Here is a 7,986-nt window from a genome sequence, read left to right on the forward strand (position 1 = left end):
AACTTGCTCTTTTTTGATTCTGATACCCCGTCCGCTTGCGGCGGGGTAGTTCATTTTCTAAAATTTTGATTTTGGCTCCTTTTTTAGAAATGTACTTGCCTACCGCTTCTCCAAATTCTTGTTCTGGAGTTTTCGGGGGATCTTTCTTTTTGGGTTTCTGAAAAACAGAATCTGTCCACGCAGCGATAAGGCCGAGAGCCGCAATCGTAAGCAATAGTTCCATAGACATGCGCCTTAAAAACGATGACAATAAGCATTCACACGCCAAATCGGTATGGTGATTCGGCTACCCCCCTGATGGCAAGCTAAAAGTGTTTGATTGGTATGCTGAACCCTGCTCAGCGCACTTTGAGAACAGTTATAACACTACGTACTGAATGATGCACGTATCAGTGGGCAATTCCTAAATTGGAAACTTAAGCGCCTATTATCCAACCAAAAAATGGGGGGGCAGCCCCTTTGGACTGACCCCTAAACACTTAGTTGAACTTGCTCAATTGAACGAACTACTTCAGTAGAAAAAACGAAATAGAAAGCGTTTAGCGAAATTCAAAAATTACTAGGGTGTTCTACAAACAACAACTACCCTTCTTTGACTACGACCCAGTCTCTTTAGGAGGCTAGTGAGCTTAGGCGCGGGATGCGATCGCGGCTTAGGTTCGAAGTGAAAGAAACCTACATCAACTTATCGCATACAGCAACCTCGCATTTTTGGATCGATAGAATCCAGGAGAGAGTTGCTTGGAAGTGAGCCGGAGGCACTCGCTCAAGTCCTTGCCCTGTCAGGTCTTTGAAACCATCAACCTGTTTGTGCCTGCTTTCAAATTAGCACCCTTGTTTTGAGATTGCACCCGTGAAGTTACGATTCTTCATTTATAGTGATAGACCGCAATTTTTGCAAGATATTTGTTGACATTGCGGATCATGGAACCTAAATCTGCTAGGCGAATAGTTCCTCCTACCGTAAAAGCGCCGCCCACGTGACTGGCCCTACCACGCCATCTGGATAAATATCGTAGTTGCGCTGAGCCGTTTCAACGGCAGACTTCGTTCCTTCTCCGAAAATTCCGTCAATGGCTCCTGTGTAAAATCCAAGGGCTTGCAGACGCTCTTGCAGCCGTTCGACCGCAGGCCCCTGCATTCCCATGCGCAAAATGGGGAGATCAACAGATTCCGACGAGGGCGTAGACGGGGAGGCTTCAGTAGACTCGGATGAGGGGGCTTCAGGTGTTTCCGGTTCCTCTGGAGTAGCACTGGGTGAAGCAGGTGTTTCAGCCGCTTCAGGCGTTTCGGCTACGGGGGGTTCTGGCGTCTGCGCTGGAGGTTGCGTCTCAGCGGGAGGAGTGCTCTCCGTACTGGCGATCGCCTCCCGTGACAGATCCGCGACGGAGGGCAACAGACGCCCCCAGGATGCATTGCCCATAATGCCATCGGGGGTCAACCCCGCGACCTCTTGAAAGTCAGCAACGGCGATCGCTGTACTCGTTCCGTACAGCCCATCCACCGCGCCATCATAAAATCCTAACAGCAGCAGCATGGCTTGGAGTTGCTTCACGTCGTCACCTTGGCTGCCAATGCGTAGCGTCGGGCGAACAATAGATGTTTGGGTTGATGGCGCAACCGCTGGGGATTCGGCGGGCGACGGGGTGGGGACAGCATCTTGACCGTAGGCCGGACTCAGGGTCGCGGTAAGCCCTAAACATCCAGCCAGGCTAAGCCCCCACTGCGCCCACTGCGGCAAACCGATGGGGAGCCGTGATGTAGCCGGAGGGATTGACCGTTCTCGCTTGCTTGTTGTTATGCGATGAACAGCTTGATGGATCAAGCGTCTTGCCATGAATACGTCTCCTCAGTCAATATCCTCAAGGGTTAGCGATAATGCCCATAAAAATTCCTGCAAGCGAATCTCACAGCGATCGCCTTGGGAAGCCAAGTCTTAGAATTTGCGCTTGACGATGCAGAATTGGGCATGGTCGAATCAATCGATAGGACGCCTGTGCCCCTAGAATAGTTTCCGCACAGGGATAAAACGCTAACGATGCACCAATCTTTACTGAATCAATTTCGCGGCGCATATTTGGGGGCAGTCCTGGGGGATGTGTTGGCGTCTGGGCGTTCCTCCCTTGATCAGGAAACAGCGCTACCCCTGGGGGCGATCGCCCTTTCCCATACGCAGGCATTGATCGGGCAGGATCCAGATTTCGGTGCTGTCTCCCGTTGGATTGGGCAATCCCTCGCGTCGGATACGTTGATTCAACTGACTTTCGGAGTATCGGGAGCTATTTTTTTTCATGATGATTTGCTGGAGTTGCAGCGCTATCTGGCGGCCCAGCGTCCCCAGTGGTGCCCGAAGTTGGCGGCAGAGTCGATGGAAATTGTCCGAGCGGTAGAAGAGGGGGTACTCATTCTTGCGATCGTGATGTCTGGGATCTTGCAGCAGTGCTTTCAGCCGCTCACCGCCATCGCAACCGTGCGGCAGATGCTAGAAACGCTGGGGCGATCGCCAGAGCTCATGGATAGTTATTTATCCTGCCTTGAAGCAATGTTGGCTGAACGGCAACCGTTAGCGATCGCGACTATCATGGTGCACCAGCTTGAATCACCTGAACCTTCAGCCGTTCCGGCACTAAAGACTGTGGCACAGACGGTGGCGATCGCACTCTATGCCGCGTTGAGTAGTCTCGAACACCCGTCGCTAGCACTCCAACGCATTCAAATGTTGCAATCGGCGGATCATCAGAGTCCCCCTATTTTTAAAGATTTCCGTCGGTTTGCGGGTCTCATGACTGGGATGATTGTAGGCGCTTACAATGGGCTAGAGGGGATTCCGCTAGCGTGGAGATATTCCTTAACGCCTGCGGCTCATCATTCGCATCAGGGTGTACCACCAGATTACTTGGGAACGTATTGGAATGTGGTGTCCGAAGTCGATGTGCTGCAATGGGTGGATCAACTCTTCGCTCGGTGGGCAGGAGCCGATCAATGTAGCTACTTTTTCACCTCAATGCCGACGCTAGCGATCGCATCACCGCCAACCTATGGACGTTTGCGTCATCCGCCCAAGCAGGCTTGATCAGGACGATGGTTCTCCGGTTTTGGCTTCGATATACTAATACTCATACCAATGTGTGCGTATTCAGACTGTGTATTCGAATGTTCGGTTGAAATTCTGATTTGATGCATCCCATTCTGGGTATTCATCAACGATTTAAGACCCTTTTGGTATTGGCATGAAATCATTTCGAAAACTCTCGCGACAGCTTGACCGGTGTTATCGAAATTCCGCCTTCGTTAGAAAGTCTCAAGAGCACTTGAGCCATTCGGCGCAATTCGTGTCAACCCAACTTAAGCAATATCACCAATACCTGAAGACGCACCAACCCCTGCATCGTCTTCAAAACCTGGATCGGGAACAGGTTAGCGCGATCGTCACATCCATCAAGTCTCGGCGTCGCAAGGGTCCCAAGCGTCGGTTGTCCCATTCCGTTGTATTAGCGTCGGCAGTTCTATCGCTGACCAGTGCGATCGGCTATCGGTTTTATAACGAACCGCAGCTTGCGGTAGGTAGCTTTGCCCCTCAAACCCTGCGGGCTCCCAGTGATGCCATTGTTGAAGACACAAAAACCACAGAAGCCAACCGAGAAGCAGCGCGAACGGGAGCTGTTCCCGTATTAATGGTGGATCTCAGTGTCAATCAACGCATTTATCAAGCCTTTCAACGGTTGATTGATCGCGGGGAAGAACTGCGCGTTCAGGCGGGCAATTTCCCTTTTGTGGATTCGGGTTCCTTATCAACACCAACCCAGCGCTATTTGCGTCGAGCCGAGGAATGGGAATGGCGGGCGGTGGTGGCTGCCGTCGAATCGGATCAGGCGATTTCTAGCGATCGCGCCTCTTCAGTAACGCCGTCAAAAGAAGGGCCTGTGGTGGCCTCTAAGGAACTGGCGATTATTGAGCTACAAAACTATCGACGGAACCATGCTGCGGATGAGTGGCAGGCGTTGAAAAGTCTGATTGCGCGATCGCGCCAGCGCTACAGCAGCACGATCAAGGTACTCAATTCAGAGCTGTTTGCCCAAATCGACGGATTTCAGGCTTACAGCACCATGCTGTTGGACTTAACCAACGAAGACTGGCTCGAAACAAAGCTGGCCGTCCGGGAAACCCTGGAGCGGATGCTGACCCAAGGTATTCCACCCGGGTTGCCCAACTCCATTCTGGACGAAGCAGTGCGGGTGCAGCTTTGGGATATTCCGTCAGACACCGAGCCACTAGCCAGCGCGATGCTGATTAATGTGCTGAAGCCGAACTTGATTAAAGATCCGGAACAAACGAAGCTCCGGGCGGAGCAGGCAGCAGAAGCCGTGGAGCCAGAGACCGTGAGCATCCGCCGAGGGGAGGTGATTGTGCAGGCGGGCGAGGAAATCCGACAGGCTGACTTTGTGCTGTTGGATCACTTTGGCATGAGTCGGCGGCGCATCAATGTGTTGGCGTTGGTCGGGTTTGCGGGTCTCATTGGGGGATCGATCGCTGTGTTTTGGGTAGTAGAGCAATGTTTCCATCCCGGATTACGTCCCCAAGATCATGTGCTGATTTTGCTGCTCGTCTTGAGTGTGCCGTTGGTCGCCATTTTTAATGTAGAATTGGCAACCTTACCCGCGATCGGGATTTTGATTGGCAGCTTTTATGGCTCACCGTTGGGCGTGACCGTGATTGGATTGCTCAGTATTGTGCTGCCGATTGGGATGGATGTGGCCTGGTCGGCGTTGGCTGCGAGTAGCGTCAGTGGTTTGGTGGGTGCGGCCTTAGCTGGACGGTTGCGATCGCGCGAGGAGCTAGCATTCCTGGGCTTGGGCGTTGGGATTACCCAAGGCGTAGTGTACCTCCTGATTAGCCTGATTCTGTCAAGCTCGGCGGCTCCGGTGTGGTACTCCGTGCTCACGGCGGCGAGTATTCAAGCGTTACTCGGTATTGCCTGGAGTGTGGTCGCCCTGGGCATCAGCCCTTACTTGGAGAATTTGTTTGATCTGGTGACCCCGACCCGCTTAGCGGAGTTATCGAACCCGAACCGACCTCTGCTGAAGCGCCTCGCCTCGGAGGCACCAGGCACGTTTCAACATACGCTGTTTGTCGCGACCCTCGCAGAAGCAGCAGCAAGGGCACTGGGGCGTTGCAATGTGGAATTGGTACGCACCGGAACGCTCTACCATGATGTGGGTAAAATGCACGATCCCCTGGGGTTTATCGAAAATCAGATGGGGGGGCCGAATAAACATGACGAAATTGCCGATCCCTGGGTCAGTGCAGGCATTATTAAGCGGCATGTGAGTGAGGGACTGGTCATGGCTCGGAAGTGCCGCCTACCCAAGGCCGTTCAGGACTTCATTCCCGAACACCAGGGCACCATGCAGATTTCGTACTTTTACTACCAGGCCGTGCAGCAAGCGAAGGAAAATCCTGACTTGGTGATTAACGAAGCGGATTTTCGCTACAGTGGCCCGATTCCACAGTCGCGCGAGACGGGGATTGTGATGCTGGCGGATTCGTGCGAGGCGGCGCTGCGATCGCTCAAGGATGCCACACCGGAGGAGGCGTTAGCCATGGTTAACCGAATTTTGCGGGCACGTTGGCAGGATAATCAGCTTGTGGACTCTGGGCTAACCCGCGAGGAGATGGCGAAGATTGCGGAGGTGTTTGTGCAGGTATGGCTGCAATTCAATCATCAGCGGATTCCCTATCCTAAAGCGGCTATGAGTCCGAATGCCCCCTCTCCCACGCTTAAGGCTTAGGCGATCGCCCCTCTAGTTTGACTGGCCTACAGAAGGTATGAATTCATGGTCTGTTGAAAATGTACTTACTGCCTGCGCCCGCTTAGGTGAAGGCCCAGTTTGGGATGCGGAGCACCAACGGTTGTTTTGGGTTGATATTTATAGCGCTAGCCATATCGGTTAGGACATTTTGGTGGGGCGGCGAAGCCGCCCCACCAAAATGTCCATGTCCTAAGCTAGCTGGCAACAGCTATACAACCATCGGATCCATCTCTTTGAGTCGACAACGGGAAGCGATCGCTATTTTGATGTGGGCGACGTCGTAAGTGCGATCGCTTTAGCGGGACGGGATCGGCTCCTGATTGCATTGCGCGATCGCCTTGCCTTTTTCAATATCCAAACCGGCGAACTCTCCAATCTTTACAAAATTCAGTTTCCCCATCCAGGCGATACTCGTTTAAACGATGGCAAGTGCGATTCCCAAGGACGTTTTTGGATCGGTTCACTTAGCGACACCGCAGGCCAAGCCGCACTTTATCGCTACGATCCGGATGGATCTTTGCACCGGATGGAAACAGAGCTGACGATTTCAAATGGATTGGGGTGGAGTCCCGACGAAACGACGTTTTATCTAACAAATTCTGCTCAGCACCAGATCTATGCCTACGACTTTGATCGAGAAACTGGATCCCTTCGCGATCGTCGTGTCGTTGTAGACTTGAGTCATGAAGCCGTAGAGCCAGATGGTCTAGCCATTGATGTAGAGGGAAATCTTTGGTCTGCTCTTTGGGACGGAGGGTGTATCGCTTGCTTTGACAGGAGCGGAAACGAGCGTTTTCGAGTAGAGATGCCTGTGTCGCGCCCTACCTGTGTCACCTTTGGGGGACAGGACTTGACCGATCTCTACGTTACCTCTGCCTCGGTTGGTTTAGATCCGAAGGCGACTCAACCGTGTTACACCGCCGGTTATCTATTTCGCGTTTCTACAAAATTTGTGGGAATCGCAACTCATGTCTTTAGAAAGTTGCGACAGAGGTTGAAGCAAGCGATCCGATCAAACCGTTGTTAAACCACACAAGGATGCCAATGTAGCACCTGCTGCTCCAGCAGGTACCCACCATGTGCGATCGCCCACCATTCCATCGACAACGACACCCCGCTGCGATTGATAGGACTTGACGGCAGCGTCCGTCTTGGGGCCAAAAATGCCGTCGGCTGCTCCCGGATCAATCCCTTGGATTCGCTTAAGTCCATTCTGCAGCGCTACAACGGTCGATTCGCTCATCCCTTTTTGGAGGAGGACGGTGCCGGGGTCTGGGGGTAAAGCTGCCCAGGTCATGGTTCCCACAATGCCATCTACCGTTAACCCCTGGGAAAGCTGAAAGTCTTTTACCGCTTGTTCTGTTTTAGCACCGAATATTCCATCAATTTGTTGATAGTCTAGGATTTTGGTCATTACGAATAATCGCTGTAGACGACGAACGTCGTTACCTGTAGAGCCTTTAGATAATGTTGGGCCACTATTCATCACCGCTTTCCTTTTTCTACAGTTTATATCCAATCTGGCGCAGCAGACTTTGACGTTCCCGCACATCATCATCCCCCTCAACTCCTTTGGGAGAGAATCCATCGATCACCCCTAAGACTCCTCGACCTTGCGCAGTTTCGGCCAAAACGACTTCCACAGGATTAGCCGTCGCACAGTAGGTTGTACAAACCTCTGGACACTGTTTGATGGCGTTGAGGACATTAATCGGATACGCATCTCTCATGAACAGAATAAAGCTATGCCCCGCCGCAATGGCCTGAGCATTTTCAGTAGCGGCTATTTGTAAAGCGGAATCATTGCCTACGACCCGAATGAGGCACGGGCCAGATGCTTCACAAAACGCGATGCCAAACTTCGCCTGGGCTGCACTGCTGACCATGATCTCGTATAGGTCTTCAACCGTTTTGATGAAGTGGGTTTGGCCAAAAATGAGGTTGCTGCCTTCAGGCAGGGCGATCGCAACTGTTTTGATTTCCATTGAATAACCTCAGCTTAAGCGGCGACAGCTATGGAGCTACTTTTTATTCTCGGCGATCGCCCCAACGTCGGTTTCATGCCCTACACATTTCCTTATACAGCAACATACAGCGACGCAACACTCATGACACTCTTAGCTCGACTTTATCCAATTGATCCAAAAAGGAAAGCAGCAAGCAGAATTCAGATGAG

The 7,986-nt window shown here is 52.2% G+C and carries 6 protein-coding genes and 1 pseudogene; 3 read left to right on the forward strand and 4 right to left on the reverse strand.

What is annotated here, in order from left to right; all coding sequences use genetic code 11:
* Both IGR76_12050 and IGR76_12055 read right to left on the reverse strand, forming a co-directional pair.
* Nucleotides 1-223, reverse strand: a 223-nt coding sequence (locus IGR76_12050) for a hypothetical protein (protein MBF2079222.1), incomplete at its 3' end; no start/stop codon positions are given.
* 735 nt (nucleotides 224-958) lie between these two features.
* Nucleotides 959-1,837: a peptidoglycan-binding protein gene (locus IGR76_12055; protein MBF2079223.1), complete on the reverse strand. Its 879-nt coding sequence runs from the start codon at nucleotides 1,835-1,837 to the stop codon at nucleotides 959-961.
* Between the two features lie 201 nt (nucleotides 1,838-2,038).
* Here IGR76_12055 and IGR76_12060 point away from each other — a divergent pair, with 201 nt between their 5' ends.
* The 3 genes and pseudogenes from IGR76_12060 (at nucleotide 2,039) to IGR76_12070 (ending at nucleotide 6,837) form a co-directional block, all read left to right on the forward strand.
* Entirely contained in the window at nucleotides 2,039-3,073 is a 1,035-nt protein-coding gene (locus IGR76_12060; protein MBF2079224.1) for a hypothetical protein, read from the forward strand.
* Nucleotides 3,074-3,230: 157 nt separating this feature from the next.
* Nucleotides 3,231-5,789, forward strand: a complete 2,559-nt coding sequence (locus IGR76_12065; protein MBF2079225.1) for an HDIG domain-containing protein — start codon at nucleotides 3,231-3,233, stop codon at nucleotides 5,787-5,789.
* Between the two features lie 37 nt (nucleotides 5,790-5,826).
* Nucleotides 5,827-6,837: pseudogene (locus IGR76_12070) on the forward strand (SMP-30/gluconolactonase/LRE family protein).
* Here the strand turns inward: IGR76_12070 and IGR76_12075 are convergent.
* Nucleotides 6,823-7,224, reverse strand: a complete 402-nt coding sequence (locus tag IGR76_12075) for a peptidoglycan-binding protein (GenBank protein MBF2079226.1) — start codon at nucleotides 7,222-7,224, stop codon at nucleotides 6,823-6,825. The pseudogene IGR76_12070 and the gene IGR76_12075 overlap by 15 nt on opposite strands.
* A gap of 88 nt (nucleotides 7,225-7,312) precedes the next feature.
* Nucleotides 7,313-7,795, reverse strand: coding sequence for an adenosine-specific kinase (locus IGR76_12080; protein ID MBF2079227.1), 483 nt, complete (start codon nucleotides 7,793-7,795; stop codon nucleotides 7,313-7,315).
* Between the last annotated feature and the right edge of the window lie 191 nt (nucleotides 7,796-7,986).

Source organism: Synechococcales cyanobacterium T60_A2020_003 (assembly GCA_015272205.1).
Classification (GTDB): Bacteria; Cyanobacteriota; Cyanobacteriia; order RECH01; family RECH01; genus JACYMB01.